Source organism: Acidiphilium sp. PA (assembly GCF_026191915.1).
Lineage (GTDB): Bacteria > Pseudomonadota > Alphaproteobacteria > Acetobacterales > Acetobacteraceae > Acidiphilium.
In genome coordinates, this window is sequence record NZ_JAIMBY010000003.1 from 228,079 (window position 1) to 245,001 (window position 16,923).

General features: G+C 64.1%; 17 protein-coding genes. 8 read left to right on the forward strand and 9 right to left on the reverse strand.

Going from position 1 to position 16,923, the window contains the following annotated elements:
- Positions 1-16 precede the first annotated feature (16 nt).
- Entirely contained in the window at positions 17-691 is a 675-nt protein-coding gene (locus tag AruPA_RS07240) for a heme oxygenase (biliverdin-producing) (protein ID WP_265635980.1), read from the forward strand.
- Between the two features lie 11 nt (positions 692-702).
- On the opposite strand, the gene AruPA_RS07245 is transcribed toward AruPA_RS07240, so the two are convergent.
- A complete protein-coding gene (locus AruPA_RS07245; RefSeq protein ID WP_265635981.1) occupies positions 703-1,014 on the reverse strand; it encodes a DUF6726 family protein in 312 nt (103 codons plus the stop codon).
- Between the two features lie 4 nt (positions 1,015-1,018).
- Here AruPA_RS07245 and AruPA_RS07250 point away from each other — a divergent pair, with 4 nt between their 5' ends.
- From AruPA_RS07250 to phoB, 4 genes are all read left to right on the forward strand, one after another.
- The gene (locus tag AruPA_RS07250; protein ID WP_265635982.1) at positions 1,019-1,666 is read left to right on the forward strand and encodes a peroxiredoxin; all 648 of its coding nucleotides are present in this window, start codon (positions 1,019-1,021) and stop codon (positions 1,664-1,666) included.
- A 127-nt stretch (positions 1,667-1,793) separates the two neighbouring features.
- Entirely contained in the window at positions 1,794-2,597 is an 804-nt protein-coding gene (gene pstB, locus AruPA_RS07255; RefSeq protein ID WP_265635983.1) for a phosphate ABC transporter ATP-binding protein PstB, read from the forward strand.
- An 11-nt stretch (positions 2,598-2,608) separates the two neighbouring features.
- Entirely contained in the window at positions 2,609-3,328 is a 720-nt protein-coding gene (gene phoU, locus AruPA_RS07260; RefSeq protein WP_265635984.1) for a phosphate signaling complex protein PhoU, read from the forward strand.
- A 13-nt stretch (positions 3,329-3,341) separates the two neighbouring features.
- A complete protein-coding gene (gene phoB / locus AruPA_RS07265) occupies positions 3,342-4,064 on the forward strand; it encodes a phosphate regulon transcriptional regulator PhoB (protein WP_408858581.1) in 723 nt (240 codons plus the stop codon).
- An 18-nt stretch (positions 4,065-4,082) separates the two neighbouring features.
- Here phoB and AruPA_RS07270 read toward each other — a convergent pair whose 3' ends face one another.
- The 3 genes from AruPA_RS07270 to AruPA_RS07280 are packed head-to-tail and all read right to left on the reverse strand — an operon-like array spanning position 4,083 to position 7,098.
- Positions 4,083-4,529 (reverse strand): cupin domain-containing protein, encoded by a 447-nt coding sequence (locus tag AruPA_RS07270; RefSeq protein ID WP_265635989.1) that lies wholly within the window; start codon positions 4,527-4,529, stop codon positions 4,083-4,085.
- Positions 4,530-4,571: 42 nt separating this feature from the next.
- Entirely contained in the window at positions 4,572-5,441 is an 870-nt protein-coding gene (locus AruPA_RS07275) for a 4-(cytidine 5'-diphospho)-2-C-methyl-D-erythritol kinase (RefSeq protein ID WP_408858582.1), read from the reverse strand.
- Positions 5,422-7,098: a hypothetical protein gene (locus tag AruPA_RS07280; protein WP_265635993.1), complete on the reverse strand. Its 1,677-nt coding sequence runs from the start codon at positions 7,096-7,098 to the stop codon at positions 5,422-5,424. Before AruPA_RS07280 ends, AruPA_RS07275 begins: the two co-directional genes overlap by 20 nt.
- Positions 7,099-7,274: 176 nt before the next feature.
- On the opposite strand from AruPA_RS07280, the gene apaG reads away from it, so the two are divergent.
- Together apaG and folE are read left to right on the forward strand one after the other, a co-directional pair.
- A complete protein-coding gene (apaG, locus tag AruPA_RS07285; protein ID WP_265635996.1) occupies positions 7,275-7,703 on the forward strand; it encodes a Co2+/Mg2+ efflux protein ApaG in 429 nt (142 codons plus the stop codon).
- 117 nt (positions 7,704-7,820) lie between these two features.
- Entirely contained in the window at positions 7,821-8,459 is a 639-nt protein-coding gene (gene folE / locus AruPA_RS07290) for a GTP cyclohydrolase I FolE (RefSeq protein WP_029311420.1), read from the forward strand.
- 140 nt (positions 8,460-8,599) lie between these two features.
- Here folE and pyc read toward each other — a convergent pair whose 3' ends face one another.
- The 5 genes from pyc to AruPA_RS07315 all read right to left on the reverse strand — a co-directional run bounded on the left by pyc (position 8,600) and on the right by AruPA_RS07315 (position 15,881).
- Positions 8,600-12,043 carry a pyruvate carboxylase gene (gene pyc / locus AruPA_RS07295; RefSeq protein ID WP_265636000.1) on the reverse strand — a complete coding sequence of 1,148 codons (3,444 nt, stop codon included), beginning with the start codon at positions 12,041-12,043 and terminating at the stop codon, positions 8,600-8,602.
- Positions 12,044-12,463: 420 nt separating this feature from the next.
- On the reverse strand, positions 12,464-13,810 hold the full coding sequence (gene accC / locus AruPA_RS07300) for an acetyl-CoA carboxylase biotin carboxylase subunit (protein WP_265636001.1): 1,347 nt from the start codon (positions 13,808-13,810) through the stop codon (positions 12,464-12,466).
- Positions 13,810-14,265, reverse strand: coding sequence for an acetyl-CoA carboxylase biotin carboxyl carrier protein (accB, locus tag AruPA_RS07305; protein WP_265636003.1), 456 nt, complete (start codon positions 14,263-14,265; stop codon positions 13,810-13,812). The genes accC and accB overlap by 1 nt, the downstream gene beginning before the upstream one ends.
- Positions 14,262-14,711, reverse strand: a complete 450-nt coding sequence (gene aroQ, locus AruPA_RS07310) for a type II 3-dehydroquinate dehydratase (RefSeq protein ID WP_265636005.1) — start codon at positions 14,709-14,711, stop codon at positions 14,262-14,264. The genes accB and aroQ overlap by 4 nt, the downstream gene beginning before the upstream one ends.
- A 222-nt stretch (positions 14,712-14,933) precedes the next feature.
- On the reverse strand, positions 14,934-15,881 hold the full coding sequence (locus AruPA_RS07315) for a lysine-2,3-aminomutase-like protein (protein ID WP_265636006.1): 948 nt from the start codon (positions 15,879-15,881) through the stop codon (positions 14,934-14,936).
- Positions 15,882-15,904: 23 nt separating this feature from the next.
- Here AruPA_RS07315 and epmA point away from each other — a divergent pair, with 23 nt between their 5' ends.
- Positions 15,905-16,909, forward strand: coding sequence for an EF-P lysine aminoacylase EpmA (gene epmA, locus AruPA_RS07320; RefSeq protein WP_265636007.1), 1,005 nt, complete (start codon positions 15,905-15,907; stop codon positions 16,907-16,909).
- The last annotated feature ends 14 nt before the right edge of the window (positions 16,910-16,923 follow it).

Genomic DNA, 16,923 nt, shown 5'->3' on the forward strand with positions numbered 1-16,923 from the left:
GTTCAATCAATGTTTTATGGATGATAGCCTGGTTTTCCCGGTCGACCAAGCAAGATCGACCGACGTCTCCCCGGCGCTCACCACCGCCTTGCGGCATGCGACACACGATCTTCACCGGGAAGCGGAACGTTCAGGCATTGTCGCGCACATGCTGCGCGGCACGATTACACGTGGGCAGTATGCCGGTTTGCTGCGCAATCTGCTGCCCGCCTATCAGCGGATCGAACAGGGGTTGGAACGGCATTGCGATCACCCCTGCCTGCGGGCGTTGGCGCGGCCGGCGGTATATCGCGCCGCGGCGCTGCAAAGCGATCTGGCAATGCTCGCCGGTCCCGACTGGGCAGGCACGCTGCCGCTGATGGATGCCGGACGGGCTTACGCCGAGCGGATCACCCACGCGACAGAGGACGCCCCTGCACTGCTGGTTGCCCATGCGTATGTCCGCTACCTCGGCGATCTGAACGGCGGCCAGGTGTTCCAGCGCCGTCTGGCCGCCACGCTCGGTCTCGATGATACTGCACTCGCCTTCTACCGCTTCGAGGCAATTGCCGATCTGGCCGCGTTCCGGCGCGCCTATCGGGAGGCGATCGACGCCGTCTGCCTTGATGCCGATGCCACCGCTGCCGTGTTGGCCGAAGCACAGGCGGCATTTCGGGCCAATATCGCGCTGTCGGTGGCGCTCGAGGCCTGACCCTGCGCCGATCAGCTGCGGGTCGGCGTCGGGTCGATTACATTGGCGCAGGCATCGGTCGGTGCGGCGGCGACCGGGCCGACCAGCGGCACGATTTTCAGGCCCGCGGACGTCACCCGGCACGGCGCGGCGAACAACCCGCAGCCGGATAGCGCCAGGGCGGTAAGGCAGAGCAGCAAGACGGCGCGCAGTTTCATGATGATCCCCATTGATATCCGTGGCTGGATATAAGGATGGGCGATCGCCGATGCATCGGTGCCGGTCCGGTTGGCGAGTCGGGACCAAAGTATTATGTGCAGCGCACAACTGATGATCGGAGCCATGCCCATGTCATTGCAACTCGGCGATACCGCCCCTGATTTCGAGCAGGACAGCTCGGAGGGCCGGATCAAATTCCATGAGTACCTCGGTAATTCCTGGGGCATCCTGTTCAGCCACCCGGCCGATTACACGCCGGTCTGCACGACTGAGCTTGGTGTGGTCGCGCGGCTCAAGCCCGAGTGGGACAAGCGCAATGTCAAGCCGGTGGGCCTGTCGGTCGATACCGGGGAGAACCATGTCGGCTGGGCGAAGGATATTCAGGAGACTCAGGGCCAGTCGGTGAATTTCCCGATCCTTGCCGATCATGACCACAAAGTGAGTCGGTTGTACGAAATGATCCATCCGAATGCCAGCACGACGGCGACGGTGCGCTCGGTGTTCATTATCGACCCGGCCAAGAAGATCCGGCTGATCCTGACCTATCCGATGGCGACCGGGCGCAATTTCGATGAGATCCTGCGGGTGATCGACTCGTTACAACTGACGGATTCCGACAAACTCGCGACGCCCGCGAACTGGAAGGATGGCGATGACGTCATCATCATCACCTCGGTGTCCGATGAAGAGGCACACAAACGCTACCCGGCTGGTTTCAAGACGTTGAAGCCGTATCTGCGGCTGGTCAAGCAGCCAAAGCTGCCGAGCGCGGGCTGAGGGAGCCTATCTGTCACAAAAGCTTCATCGAACTGTCACAACTGTGGCATGATAGGGGCTTAAGGAGCGGTGTCATGACCATGACATCGCTCCTTCCGACGCTGTCGCATCAAGACGGAGCCTGCTGATGCCCGAAGCCGCCGCCCGCATCGTACCGATGGCGCAGTCCCTGTCTCAGGAACCGCGCATCGCGATCCGCAATCTCGATTTCTATTACGGCGCCACCAAGGCGCTGAAATCGGTCTCGATCGATTTTCTCGACCGCCAGACCACCGCGATGATCGGCCCATCCGGCTGCGGTAAATCGACGCTGCTGCGCGTGCTCAATCGCATGTACGATCTCTACCCCGGTCAGCGCGCCGAGGGCGAGGTGATGCTCGATGGTGAAAACATCATCGCGCCCGGCATGGATATCAATCGCCTGCGCCGGCGCGTCGGCATGGTGTTCCAGAAACCGACGCCGTTTCCGAAGTCGATTTATGAGAACGTCGCCTTCGGGGTGCGGCTGCATGAGCGGCTCTCGCGCAGCGCAATGGACGAACGGGTGGAATCATCGCTGGTGCGCGCCGCCCTGTGGGGCGAGGTGAAGGACAAGTTGAACAATTCGGCGCTTGCCCTGTCCGGCGGGCAGCAGCAGCGCCTGTGCATTGCCCGCACCATCGCGGTCAGGCCGCAGGTCATTCTGCTCGATGAGCCGACCAGTGCGCTCGACCCGATTTCGACGCTGAAAATCGAGCAGTTGATCGAGGAGCTGAAACGCGATTTCACGATCGTCATCGTCACTCACAATATGCAGCAGGCCGGCCGCTGCGCGGATCGGGTGGCGTTTTTCTATCTCGGCGAAGTGGTCGAAGTGGCCGACGCGACGCAGATGTTCACCGCCCCGCGCGAACGCCGCACCCAGGAATACATCACCGGCCGGTTCGGTTGAGGAGCATCGCCATGCCTGACGAATCCCGCCATATTCTAACGAGCTTCGAAGCCGATCTCGGCCGTCTGCGCGACATGATCGCGGCGATGGGCGGGCTGATTGAGACCGAATTGGCCGACGCGACCGCCGCCCTGCTCTCGCGCGACGCGGTGATGGCCGCCCGCGTCGTCGAGTTCGATGCACGCGTCGATGCAGAGGAGCGCGCGATTGAGCAATTCGCGATCCGCGTTCTCGCGCTGCGTCAGCCGGTCGCGGATGATCTGCGTCAGGTCGTGGCAGCGCTGAAAGTCACCACCGACCTCGAGCGCATCGGCGATTATGCCGCCAATGTCGCGAAGCGCACGATCATTCTGAACCAGGCGGCGCCAGCCTATCCGCTCGCAAGCCTCGCGCAGATGTCGCGCCTGGTGCAGGAAAACCTGAAATCGACGATCGATGCGATCGGCGAGGCCGATCCGCAGAAAGCCATGGCGGTCTGGCGGGCGGATCAGATGATCGATGATCTCTATACCACGATCTTTCGTGAGCTGATCACCTACATGATGGAAGACCCGCGCAACATCAGCGCGTGCACTCATCTGCTGTTCATCGCGAAAAACCTCGAGCGGATCGGCGATCATGCAACCAACGTGGCCGAGCTGACCTACTACGCGGCGACCGGTCAAACCCTGCCGGACAACCGGCCCAAGGGCGATCTCTCCGCGACGTACATGCCGCGTACCGACACGTGAGTGCACTTTACCGATGGAGTCTGTCGTGAGTGAATCCAACCGCCCGCTGGTGCTCGTGGTCGAAGACGAAGCGCCGCTGGTCACGCTGCTGCGCTATAATCTCGAAAAGAGCGGCTTCCGGGTCGATGAAGCCGGCGACGGCAACGAAGCGTTGACCAAAATCACCGAAACTCCGCCCGACCTCGTGCTGCTCGACTGGATGCTGCCGACCCTGTCCGGCATCGAGCTCTGCCGCCAACTCCGGCGCCGCCCGGCCACGCGCAGCCTGCCGGTGATCATGCTCACCGCCCGCGCGGAAGACCAGGACGCGGTGCGCGGCCTTGAAACCGGCGCCGATGATTACATCACCAAGCCGTTTTCGCCGGAAGCGCTGGTTGCGCGCATCCGCGCGCTGCTCCGCCGTACCGGTGCCGCCCCCGCCAAAGCGCCATTGCAGTTCGCCGATATGGAACTCGACCCGACCACCCATAAGGTGACGCGGGCCGGCAAGGTGCTGCACCTCGGGCCAACCGAATTCCGGTTGCTTGAATTCTTCATGCGCCACCCGCGCCGGGTGTTCTCGCGCGAGGATGTGCTGAATGCGGTGTGGGGCCGGGACATCCATGTCGAACCCCGCACGGTCGATGTGCACATCCGCCGCCTGCGCAAGGCGATCAACGGTGAAAACGAACTCGACCTGGTCCGCACCGTGCGCGCCGCCGGCTATGCGCTCGATACCGAAATGGTTGCGGCCTAGCCCGAACCGGGCTTCCCGCTAATTGCCGGGCGCCCAGCCAGCGGGTGCCATTTCGAAACCAGCGAATTCGAATGCGGGTGCGACGACGCAACTGACGAGGGTCCAGCGCCCCAGGCTGCTTGCATCCTGCCAGGCACTGACCGGGACCGTGTGCTGCAGCGTCTCGCCCTGCGCGAGATCGGGACCGAGCCGGACCCGATACGGCACGCCGTCCGCCGCGCAGACGCCCAGTGCCAGGGGCGCGCCCGCCTGCCACAGCCACAACTCCGCCGCATCGACCTTGTGCCAGCGGGAGCGTTCAGCGGAGTCCAGCAGAAACAGAATGCTGGTTGCAGCACCGCGCCCGCCGGATGCGGGCCGATCGCGCCAGACCTCCCGGTAATGGCCCCCTTCAGGGTGGGGTGCGAGATCGAGTGCGCGGCGCACCGCCGCGGCATCGCACGACGGATCGCGCAGATCGATCATAAGCGCTCCTGCATACGAAGCGGATGGCGTATGAAACTGCGGCTAGCCGAGCGCATTGCCGCCCCAGGTCCACCATCCCGGCCGGGCGACGCGTTCGGCCGCCCGTGCCGCCACCGCGCCATCGGCGTAGAGCCCGAAGCAGGTTGCGCCCGATCCGCTCATCCGTGCGAGCAGGCAGGCGGGATCGGTGCGCAGCGCGTCCAGCACGGTGCCGATGGCGGGTGCGATCGCCATTGCCGGTGTTTCCAGATCGTTCGACAAACGCGCGAGATCCTGCGCCATCGTTGCCGCGTCGTCCCACCCGCCGGGCAGTGATGCGACCGGTGAGAACCCGCCGCTGCGCGCCTTGAAAATCGCCGGGGTCGCCACGGCCGCCCCGGGGTTCACCAGCACCATGCCGAATGGGGGCAGGTTTGGTGCCGGGGTCAGCACTTCGCCGATCCCGCCCATCCGCGCGGGTTCGCTGGCGATGCACACCGGCACATCCGCCCCCAGCGGTTCGGCGAGGAAATCGGGCAGCGGGCAATTCCAGTGCCGCGCGATCAACCGGCACGCTGCCGCGGCATCGGCCGAGCCACCGCCGATGCCCGATGCCACCGGGAGGTTCTTGGTCAGGCGGAACGCAAAATTCGCCGGTCGGCCCATGGATGCGCCGAACCCGCGCGCCGCGCGGAGCACCAGGTTGTTCGGCTCCGCGGCCAGCCCGTCGCTGAACGGGCCGGTCACCGCGAGGCTCAGCGCCGAGGCCGGGGTCATGCTCAAGCGGTCGCCCACGCCGGGAAACACCGCCAGGCTGTCGAGCAGATGAAACCCATCTGCCCGCCGTCCGACCACGTGGAGGAACAGATTAACCTTGGCGCGTGCGCGTTCGGTCAGGATTGTGCTCATCGGTTCACGACCCTGCAGCTTCATGTTTCAGATGCGTTTCGATCTTCGCAGCCTCCGCCTTGTCCGGGTGGAGCGCCAGTGCGCGCGCCCATTGGTTGCGGGCCGCGAGCCGATCGCCGGCGGCGGCGAAAATATCGGCCAGATGTGCATTGACCTCGGCATCGTCCGGTGCGGCCTGCACCGCGCGGATCTGTACCTTCATCGCCTCGGCGATCTTGCCGCGCCGCAGCAGCACATAGCCCAGGCTGTCGATGATCGCGCCCTCGTTCGGATCGACCTGCAACGCCTGCTCGATCATGCTCTGTGCCTGCGCCAGATGCACCCCGTGCAGGGCATCGGAATAACCCAGATAGTTCAGCACGAAGGGCTGGCCCGGTTGCAGGGCGAGCGCGCGGTGCAGATCGGCCTCGGCGGCAGGCCAGTCCTTCAGCTTATCCTCCGCGATCGCCCGGCCGTAATACAGCGCCCAGGCATTGCCCGGCGGGTTCGGCGCCAGCCGTGCCAGCGCGCGGGAATATAGAATGCGCGCGGCGTGAAAATGGCCGACGTCGCGCTCGATATCGGCGGCCAGGGCCAGCGGTGCCGTATTGTGGGGATGCGCCTTTGCCAGTGCGGTCAGGGCTGGCAGCAGTGGTGTGCCCTGGCCCAGCCCATCGAGGATCTGGCCGCGCTGCATCACCGCTGGACCGTAGAGCGGATCATTCGGGCCGATTTTTGCCAGATCGGCGGCGGCTTTTTCAGGTTGCTTCAGCGCAACGTCGAGGTCGGCCCGTACCAGCCGCGCGGCCGTCAGATCAGGCCGCAGGATGAGTGCGAATCCGAGCAGAATCTGGCGCAGCAGCACCTGTTGGGGTTGATTGATTGATCCTGCCAGCGTCAGATAGGCTTCAGCCACCCCGTCCTTGGCTGATCTGATCATCGGCGTCGCCGCATCTTGCTCGAGCGCACGCAGCGCCAGTGAAAGATCGGGATGGCTGGCAACCATGCGCACGAGCAGGGCATCGGCACGGCCGCGGTGGCCCTGGCGTGCCTGAAAACTCGCAATCGCCTCGGCAAGGCGAAGATTGGGCGCCTCGAACGCCTGCTCCGCCTTTGCATAGAACGGTGCAGCCTGCACTTCCCGCCCGGCCAGATCGGCGATCAGTCCGGCGTTCAGCGCGTAGACCGGCCCGAACGGCGGCGTGGTGTCCAGCCCCTGCAGAAGTTCGATCGCGCGATCCGTCTCGCCAGCGCCGGCTTCGGCCCAGGCGACCAGCAGGGGGCGGATCAGGCCGGTCACGCCATCCGGCGTCATCGTCGCAAATATGGCCGCCGCCTTGGCATCGTCCCCGGCCTGCATCATCGCGTTACCGCGCACCATGATCGCGAGTGGATCGGTGCCGAGTTTCGCGGCGAGCGCCGGCGCATCGGGGCTGCCGGCGAGCAGGGCGGTTACGAACCCTTGGCGCAACAGGGCCTGATTGTGGGGATCAAGCGCGATTGCCCGGGCGAACAGGCTTGCCGCCGCCGCTTCGTGCCCGGTGCCGGCGGCGTAGCTGCCGGCCATGAAGGCGCCGTAGAGGGACATTGTCCCTGACCCGGCGGGGGCGGATGCGGATCCGGCGACGCCGCCGGCGCATGACGACAGGAACAGAACCAACGAACAGGCCGCGCGCCGCAGCGCTTTCGATGCTGGGATCATCGTGGTTTCCTAACCCGGATCACCGTGCCGGTCACGCCCCCTCAGGCACGCAACCAACAGCAAGCGGCTTGTTTCCAACGCGCTGCGGGATTACAGCAAGTGACCCCGCACCGATCGCCATCGGATGCGGTACCCCTCCGGAGCTTGCGCTTTCGAGGACTATGAGGATAACGACGATGGCACCGATCCGTCCGCAAACCGCTAATAACCTCTACCAACGTGAAACATCGGGCATTCGCGTGTCGGTGCGGGTGATTTTCCTTGAAGATCAATCCCGGCCGGAGGAGCGGCATTTCGTTTGGGCCTATCAGGTCAAGATCGAGAACATTGGCATCGTCACCATGAAATTGCTGCGCCGGACCTGGATGATCACCGATGCCAATGGTCATATCCAGCAGGTTCACGGCCCGGGCGTCGTGGGTGAGCAACCCGTACTCGATCCGGGCGAGACGTTCGAATACACCTCGGGCACACCGCTCGAGACGCCCAGCGGGTTCATGACCGGGCTGTTCCATATGGTCGCGGTGGATAGCGGTGAACCATTCGACATCGCGATCCCGGCGTTCAGCCTCGACAGTCCGCACGCCGACCAGCGGCTGCACTGATGATCGGCCCACAAATCATGGCAACCTCATCGGGTTGCGGGGTCGCAAGTGCCGACCATATGCCGTGTGGAGCGGGCTGTTGAATACATCTCGCATGTCAATGATGGGAGACTGCCTGTGGATATTCATACCCCGCTCGATCACTTGGATAACGCGGGACACCCCGATCGTCCGAGTCGCGCCGAAGCCGAGGCCGCGATCCGTACGCTGATCCAATGGGCCGGTGACGACCCGGCGCGCGAGGGGCTGCTCGACACGCCGGCGCGGGTTGCCCGGTCCTATGAGGATTTCTTTCGTGGCTATGCCGAGGACCCCGAAGCAATCCTGACCCGTACCTTCGAGGAAATCGAAGGCTATGACGAGATGGTGATTTTGCGCGACATTCGCCTGGAATCCCATTGCGAGCATCACATGGTGCCGATCATCGGCGTTGCGCATGTCGCCTACCTGCCGAACCGCCGGGTGGTCGGCATCAGCAAGCTCGCCCGCGTGGTCGATGCCTATGCCAAGCGCCTGCAGATCCAGGAAAAACTCACTGCCCAGATCGCCAACACGATCAACGAGGTCCTGCAACCCCGCGGCGTCGCCGTAGTGATCGAGGCTGGCCACGAATGCATGTCCACCCGCGGCGTCCATAAAACCGGTGTCGCCATGGTCACCAGCCGCATGCTCGGCGCGTTCCGCGATGATCCCTCGACGCGGCGGGAGTTTTTGTCGATGATTCAGGGGCGGCGGTGTACGGGGTTTGAGAGTTAAGCGAGTACTTCTTTTTTTCAAAAAAAAGAAGCAAAAAAACTTCTATTCCCTGGGTCCCCGGCGTTTACGCGCCGACGACCCAAATTAAGAAAAGTTTTTTGCTACTTTTTTTCAAAAAAGTAGCGCTTCCTTCCCTTCCCTTACGCCATTTCCACCAACAAATCCTTAGCCTCCACCGCCTCACCCGGCTTCACATGCAGCGCCCTGACGCTGCCATCGCGCGGTGCGGCGATGCGGGTCTGCATTTTCATTGCCTCGATCGCGACCAGTGCGTCGCCCTGGCTGACGGACTGCCCCTCGCGCACCATGATGCTGGCGACGGTGCCCGGCATCGGCGCGCCGATCTCGCCGTCCTTACCGTCATCGGCCTTGCGCCTTGCAGCGCGGGTCGGCTTCACCGCGCGGTTCGGCACCACAACGACACGCGGCTGGCCGTTGAGTTCGAAAAACACCCGGACATTGCCGTCCTCATCGGTCTCACTCATCGTCTGCAGGCGCAGGATCAGCGTCTTGCCCGCCTCCATCTCGATGGCGATTTCATCGCCGGGCTGCATGCCGTAAAAATATACCGGCGTTGGCAGCACGCCGACCGGTCCATAGGTCCGCCGCGCCGCGCAATAGCCCGTGTAGACCTGTGGATACATCACATAGGCCGCCAGACCATCGTCATCGACCGGCCCGGCGCATTGTTCGGTCGCAGTGGCGCGCAATGCCTCGAGATCGGCCATCGGCAGCAGCGACCCTGGCCGCACGATGTAGGGTTCCTCGTCACGCAGTGCCTTGGCCTGCAACAGCCCGGGCCACCCGCCCGGCGGCTGGCCCAGATCGCCGCGCAGCATCTCGACTGCGGAGGCCGGAAACGCGATCTCCTTGGCGGGGTCGAGCACATCGCCGACTGTCAACCCCTGGCTGACCATCATCAGCGCCATGTCGCCCACCACTTTCGACGAGGGCGTGACTTTCACGATATCGCCGAACATCATGTTCACGTCGCGATAGGTGCGCGAGATTTCGTGCCAGCGCTCGGCCAGGCCCAGCGAGCCGGCCTGCTCGCGCAGATTGGTGAACTGCCCGCCCGGCATTTCATGCAGATACACTTCGGACGCACCCGATTGCAGGTCGCTCTCGAACGCTGCGTACTGCGCCCGCACGGCCTCCCAATAAAAACTCAGATCGCGGATGACATCGGGATCGAGCCCTGTATCGCGATAGGTATGCCGCCATGCCTCGACCAGCGAACCCAGACAGGGCTGTGAGGTCAGGCCGGACATCGGGTCCATTGCCGCATCCACCGCATCCACCCCAGCCTCGACCGCGGCGAGCACGGTGGCGCCCGAAATGCCGGATGTATCATGCGTATGCAGGTGGATCGGCAGCCCGACCGCGTCCTTCAATGCCCGCACAAGCACGCCCGCGGCCGAGGGTTTCAGCACGCCGGCCATGTCCTTGATCGCGAGGATATGGCAGCCGGCCGCCTCAAGCTGTTTTGCCAGATCGACGTAATAGTTCAGCGAATATTTCGAGCGCGTCGGGTCGAGGATATCGCCGGTGTAACAAATTGCCCCCTCGGCGAGCTTGCCGGTTTCGAGTACCGCATCAATCGCGACGCGCATGTTCTCGACCCAGTTGAGACAGTCGAAAATCCGGAACAGATCGATCCCGTTCGCCGCGGCGCGCTGGACGAAGAACCGCACGATATTGTCGGGGTAATTGGTGTACCCGACGCCATTGGCACCGCGCAGCAGCATCTGCAGCAATATGTTGGGCGCGGCTGCGCGGATCGCGGCCAGCCGCTCCCACGGGCTTTCGGTCAGGAACCGCATCGCGACATCGAACGTTGCCCCACCCCAGCATTCCAGCGAGAACAGCCCGGGCAGCCCGACCGCGTAGGCGGGGGCCGCGGCAATGATGTCGTAACTGCGCATCCGGGTCGCCAGCAGTGATTGATGGGCGTCGCGCATCGTCGTGTCGGTGATCAGCACGCGCGATTGCTGGCGCATCCAGGCGGCAAACCCCACCGGTCCCAGCTGATCGAGCAATTGTTTCGTGCCATCCGCCGGTTTGCCGGCGATGCGCGGCGCATCGGGCGTGCGGGCCGAGGCCAGCGGCTTGCGCTTGCCTTTGACATCGGGATGGCCGTTCACCGTCACATCCGCGACATAACGCAGCAGTCGCGTCGCCCGGTCGCGGCGCTTCGGCAAAGTGAACAGCTCCGGCGTGGTATCGATGAACCGTGTGGTGTAATCGCCCGCCTGGAACGCTGGATGCGTCAGCAGGGCCTCGAGGAACGGCAGGTTGGTGGTGACGCCACGGATGCGGTATTCGCGGAGCGCGCGCAGCATCCGCGCCGTCGCCTCGCCCGGCGAGGGGGCCCAGGCGGTCACTTTTTCCAGCAGCGCATCGTAGAACCGCGTTACCACTGCGCCCGAATAGGCGGTGCCGCCATCGAGGCGGATGCCGAAGCCGAACGCGCCACGATAGGCCGAAATCCTGCCGTAATCGGGGATGAAATTATTCTCGGGATTCTCGGTGGTGATCCGGCATTGCAGGGCGTGGCCATCGAGCACGATGTCGGCCTGCGGCGGCACGCCGGTTTCGCCGACATCGCCGATATGGCCACCTTCGGCCACCTTGATCTGGGCTTTGACGATGTCGATGCCGGTGACCATTTCGGTGACCGTGTGCTCGACCTGAATCCGGGGGTTGACCTCGATGAAGTAGAATTTGTTGGTATCGCGATCGAGCAGGAACTCGACCGTTCCGGCATTGCGATAATCGGTCGCCCGGCCGATCGCGAGCGCAGCCTCGCACAGCGCAGCCCGCGTCGCAGCATCAAGATACGGCGCCGGCGCGCGTTCCACAACTTTTTGATGGCGCCGCTGGATGGTGCAGTCACGCTCGAACAGATGCACCAGATTGCCATGCGCATCGCCGAGCAACTGCACCTCGACATGCCGCGCGCGCTGGACGAGTTTCTCGATATAGACTTCATCATTGCCGAACGCCGCGTTCGCCTCGCGCCGCGCGGTGTTCAGCTCATCGATCAGCGTGGCCGCCGCCGCAATCGGCCGCATGCCGCGCCCGCCGCCGCCCCAGGAGGCTTTGAGCATGACCGGGTAACCGATCTCGGCCGCGATCGCATGGGTCGCCGTATCGTCATCGCTCAACGGCGGACTCGCGGGCATCACCGGCACGCCGACCGAAACGGCCAGGTTGCGCGCAGCGACCTTGTTGCCCAGCGTCCGCATGGTCGCGGGCAGCGGGCCGATGAAGACGATGCCCGCATCCGCACAGGCCTCCGCGAAGTCGGGATTTTCCGACAGGAACCCATAACCCGGATGGATCGCATCCACCCGCGCCTCGACCGCAACGCGCAAAACTTCCTCGATCGATAAATATGCCTCGATCGGGCCCATCCCTTTGCCGATCAGATAAGCCTCGTCGGCCTTGAAGCGATGAAGTGACAGTTTATCCTGCTCGGCGTAGACGCCGATTGTCCGAATCCCCAATTCGGCTGCCGCCCGGAATACGCGAATGGCGATTTCGGACCGATTCGCCACCAACAGCCGACTGAATTTTTTCAAGTTTCGCTCCGATCCGTTTTGGCTACGCGCCGAGCCGCTGGGGCAAGCTATGGTGACATAAACTTGCTGGCAAGCGAATTGTGCGGCGCGACAAAACGCGGCCTATTGGATGCGCGGCATGGCTCCCTGGCCACCACCAAAGGCGGTGCGCGCGATCGGTACGGTTGGTGGCGTGGGCCTCGCCCTGCCATCGATCATCAGGGCGAGGGGCAGCGCGAGCGGCTTGGTGCTGCCGGGTGGTTACAGCGTATCCACGCTCCGACCTTGATGCGCGCCGGAGGATCGTGAGCCCGTGGCGTCTTCGGTGCGCATGCAAATGAGATCGGTCAGCGCGACGAACACGCTGCCGATGGCATGGTGGTTGGTCGCGCTATTGAAGCAGCGGAGGCCAGTCTTTTCAGTAGACGATAGACGTCGTTTTTATGCCTTGTTCGCCGCGACGAACTGTTCCAGCCAGTGGATGCTATAGTCCCCACTCTGAAACTCCGCGTTCGCCAGAATCCGCAAATGCAACGGAATCGTAGTCTTGATTCCCGCGATTGCGAATTCTTCCAGTGCGCGGCGCATACGGGCGATCGCTTCGGGGCGGCTGCGGCCGTGAACGATCAGTTTGGCAACCAGGCTGTCGTAGTGCGAGGGCACGCGATAGCCGGCGTAGAGCGCCGAATCGAGCCTTACGCCAAGGCCGCCGGGCGCGTGGAACATGGTGACGGTGCCGGGCGACGGCGCGAAGGTTTCGGGATCTTCGGCGGTGATCCGGCATTCGATCGCGTGACCGGACACTGTCACGCCGGACTGGTCGTAGCCGAGCGGTTCGCCAAACGCGATGCGGATTTGTTCGCGCACCAGATCGACGCCGGTGACCATTTCCGTCACCGGATGCTCAACCTGCAGGCGGGTATTCATTTCGATGAAGGCGAACTGGCCGTCCTGATACAGGAATTCGAGCGTGCCGGCGTTGCGGTAGCCGAATTTTTCGAGCGCCTGGGTGGCAATGGCGCCGAGCGCGGTGCGCTCGGCGGCGGTGATGCCGGGTGAGCCGGCTTCTTCGAGCAATTTTTGATGGCGGCGCTGCAGCGAACAGTCACGCTCGCCGAAATGCAGGACCTTGCCATAATTATCGCCCAGCACCTGCAATTCGATATGGCGCGGCCGGTCGAGGTATTTTTCGATATACACCGAGTTGTTGCCAAACGCGGCGGCGGCCTCGGCGCGCGCGGTCGAAAACGCCTCGGCCACTTCATCGAGCGTATGCGCCACTTTCATACCGCGCCCACCGCCGCCGGCCGCCGCCTTGACCAGCACGGGGCAGCCGATCCGGCGGGCAACCTCGATCGCCGCCTCGACATCCGGCACTTCGCCGTCCGACCCGGGCACCAGCGGTACGCCAAGCTCGGCCATCGTGGTCTTGGCGGTTATCTTATCACCCATCATGCGGATGTGGGTGGGACTGGGTCCGATGAAGGTGAGACCGTGGGCTTCCACCATTTCGGCAAAATCGGCGTTTTCTGAAAGGAAGCCATACCCAGGGTGGATCGCCTCGGCGCCGGTGATCAGCGCGGCGGAGAGCAGGGCCGGCATATTGAGATAAGAATCGCGCGCGAGCGGCGGGCCGATGCACAGGCTTTCGTCGGCGAGGCGTACATGCATCGCATCGGCATCGGCGGTCGAGTGCACGGCCACTGTAGCGATGCCCATTTCGCGGCAGGCACGCTGGACGCGGAGCGCGATTTCGCCGCGGTTGGCAATCAGGATTTTGCTGAACATTACTCGATGATCACCAGCGGTTCGTCGTATTCGACCGGCTGGCCGCCGGTGACCAGAATTTGCTTCACGGTGCCGGCACGCGGCGCCTTGATCTGGTTGAAGGTTTTCATCGCCTCGATCAGCAGCAGCGTCTGACCGGCCTCGACACTGGCGCCAACCGTGATGAACGGGGCGGCACTCGGCTCGGGGGCAAGGTAAGCGACGCCGACCATCGGCGATTTCACCGCACCAGGGTGCACGCCCATATCCTGCGCCGCCGCGACCTGCGGTGCGGGTGCGGGGACAGGGGTCGTCGGCGCCGTCATCATCGGTTGCATCATCGCTGATGGTTGGGCCACCGCGCGGGCGAGGCGCAGCCGCCGGTCGCCCTCTTCCAGTTCGATCTCGCCGAGACCGCTCTCGTTCAACAAGGCTGCCAACTGGCGCAGCGCTTCGGGGTCGAAGGATAAACTCATGCTTCCTGCTCCACAATGTCGGCAATCGCCTGCAAGGCCAGCCGGTAGCCAGTGAACCCAAGCCCGCAGATCACGCCGCGCGCTGCCATCGATATATAGGAATGGTGGCGAAATGCCTCGCGCGTGAAAATATTAGACAGATGAACCTCGATTATCGGCAGATCGACCGCGTGGAGCGCGTCCATCAGCGCGACCGAAGTATGCGAATAGCCCGCGGGATTGATAATGATGCCGGCGGCCCGGCCGCGGCATTCCTGGACCCAGGTAATCAACTCGCCCTCGCCGTTGGTCTGGCGGAAATCGATGGCAAGGCCCAACGGCTCGGCCGCCTCGGCACACACCGCCTCCAGATCGTCGAGCGTCTGGATGCCGTAGATTTCCGGCTCGCGTAGGCCGAGCAGATTGAGGTTAGGGCCGTTGAGCACGGCAATCAGGGGTTCCGCCATCCGCCGCGCCTAGCACAAGGCGATGGGTCGGCCAACTGTGCCGGGCTGGCGGACGAACAGGCAGGGGACAGCAGAGGAGGTCTCTTCTTCTTTGTGAACAAAAAAGAAGCAAAAAAACTTTCTTAATTCTGGCCCGTGCCCGCGACAACACCCGTACCCCAGATCAAATAAAGTTTTTTGCTTCTTTTTTTCAAAAAAGAAGCGCTTCCTTCCTTACACCCCTCAGCCCAACACGGTCTTCCCGCCCGCCGCATCGAGGATGTAATGCGGCAGAGCGGTGCCCGAAACCGTGCCGCGCAGCGCGGCGAGCAGGGCGCGGCCTTCGGCGATCGGCACGTGAAACCGGGCGGTGCCGGGTGCGGGGTCGAGCTGGTGGAGGTAGTAGGGTTTCACCCGGCAGGACAGCATGGTTTCGAACAGATCGCGTAGCGCGGCCTCGGAATCATTGACGCCGCGCAGCAGCACGGATTGGCCGAGGACCGGTATGCCGCCGTAGCGCAGGCGGGCCAGTGCGTCCCGCGCGGCAGCGGTGAATTCGCTGGCGTGGTTGGCGTGCAGCACGATGAACAGCGGCGTCTCGGTATCGAGGGTCTCGACCAGGGCGCCGGTAATGCGTTCCGGCGCGGCCACCGGCACGCGGGTGTGAATGCGCAGGCGCTTGACATGCCTGATAGCGGAGAGGCGGGTAAGGATGTCATCGAGCCGTCGTTGCGACAGGATCAGCGGATCGCCGCCGGTCAGGATGATCTCGGCGATGGCCGGATGACCCGCGATCCAGCCGATCGCGGCATCGAGTTCGGTGTCGTTCAGGACACCGCCGTCCGGCCCGACATGCTCGCGCCGAAAGCAGAAGCGGCAATAGACCGGGCACGCCAGGGTTGGTTTCAACAGCGCGCGGTCGGGGTAGCGGTGGACGATGCCCTTGATCGGCGAGAGCGCATCATCGCCGATCGGATCAGCGCTTTCATGGGCGGCCCGCGTCAGTTCTGCCGGATCGGGGATGAATTGCAGGCCGATCGGGTCGGTGCGAGCGGTGATCAGCGCGGCCATGCCGGGTGGGATTGCCGTGGCGTAACGCGCGGCGACGGCGGTGAGCGCTGCCCGCGCGGCCGGCGGGACGAGGCCGGCCGCGATCAGGTCTTCGGGGGTGCGGAGTGTGCGCAAACTCATGCTGCGGTGCTATCCGCTGATGCATGACCGCACAAGACACGCCTTCACGCCCCTGGCATCCCGAACGATTGGCCGCCCGCCTGCCCTATTTGCGCCGGCGCGCGGGGCTAACCCAGGCAACGCGGGCTTTTTTCGCCGCGCGCGGCTATCTGGAGGTCGAAACGCCTTACGCGGTGCCAGCACCGGGCGAAGAGGTGCATCTCGCCGCGTTCGCGACCGCACGCAGCGCGCCGGATGGGTCGGTCGAGCCATTATGGCTGCACACCAGCCCGGAATTTGCGATGAAGAAGCTGCTGGCCGGCGGGGCGGGGCGGATTTTCCAACTGGCGCGAGTCTGGCGCAATGGTGAGGGTTCGGCAACCCACGCGCCGGAATTCACCATGCTGGAATGGTATCGGCCCGACGCTTCGATGTCTGAGCTGATCGCCGAGACGATTGCGTTTCTGCGCGCGGTGCTGCCGCCGGTGGTGACCTGCCGGGGCGTGACGACGCTGCTCGATCGGGTCGAGGTGATCAGCGTCGCTGCGGCGTTCGAGCGTCACCTCGGCATCGACGTGCTGGCGAGTGTGAGCGATGCGGATCGTCTGGCGGCGGACGCGCGCACGCCGCGCCGGCCTGGCGAGACCTGGGAGGATCTGTTCTTTCGGCTGATGCTTGCCCATATCGAGCCGAAACTCGGGCGCGATATGCCGAGCGTGTTGACCGGCTGGCCGGCGCCGCTGGCGGCCCTGGCGCGACGCGACCCCGCCGATGCCCGGGTGGCCGAACGGTTCGAGCTTTATGTGTGCGGCATCGAACTCGCCAATGCCTTCGTCGAGTTGACCGATGCGGATGAGCAGCGGGCCCGGTTCGAGCATGACCGTGCGCGGCGTCATGCCATCAACGCCACGGTGGACTGGCCGCTTGACGAAGAGGTGCTGGACGCCGTGGCAATGCTGCCACCCTGTGCCGGCATTGCGCTCGGCTTCGATCGGCTGGCGATGATCGCGACCGGCGCTGCGCGGATCACGGAGGTGTTATGGTTGTGAAATTCTTCCGAAAC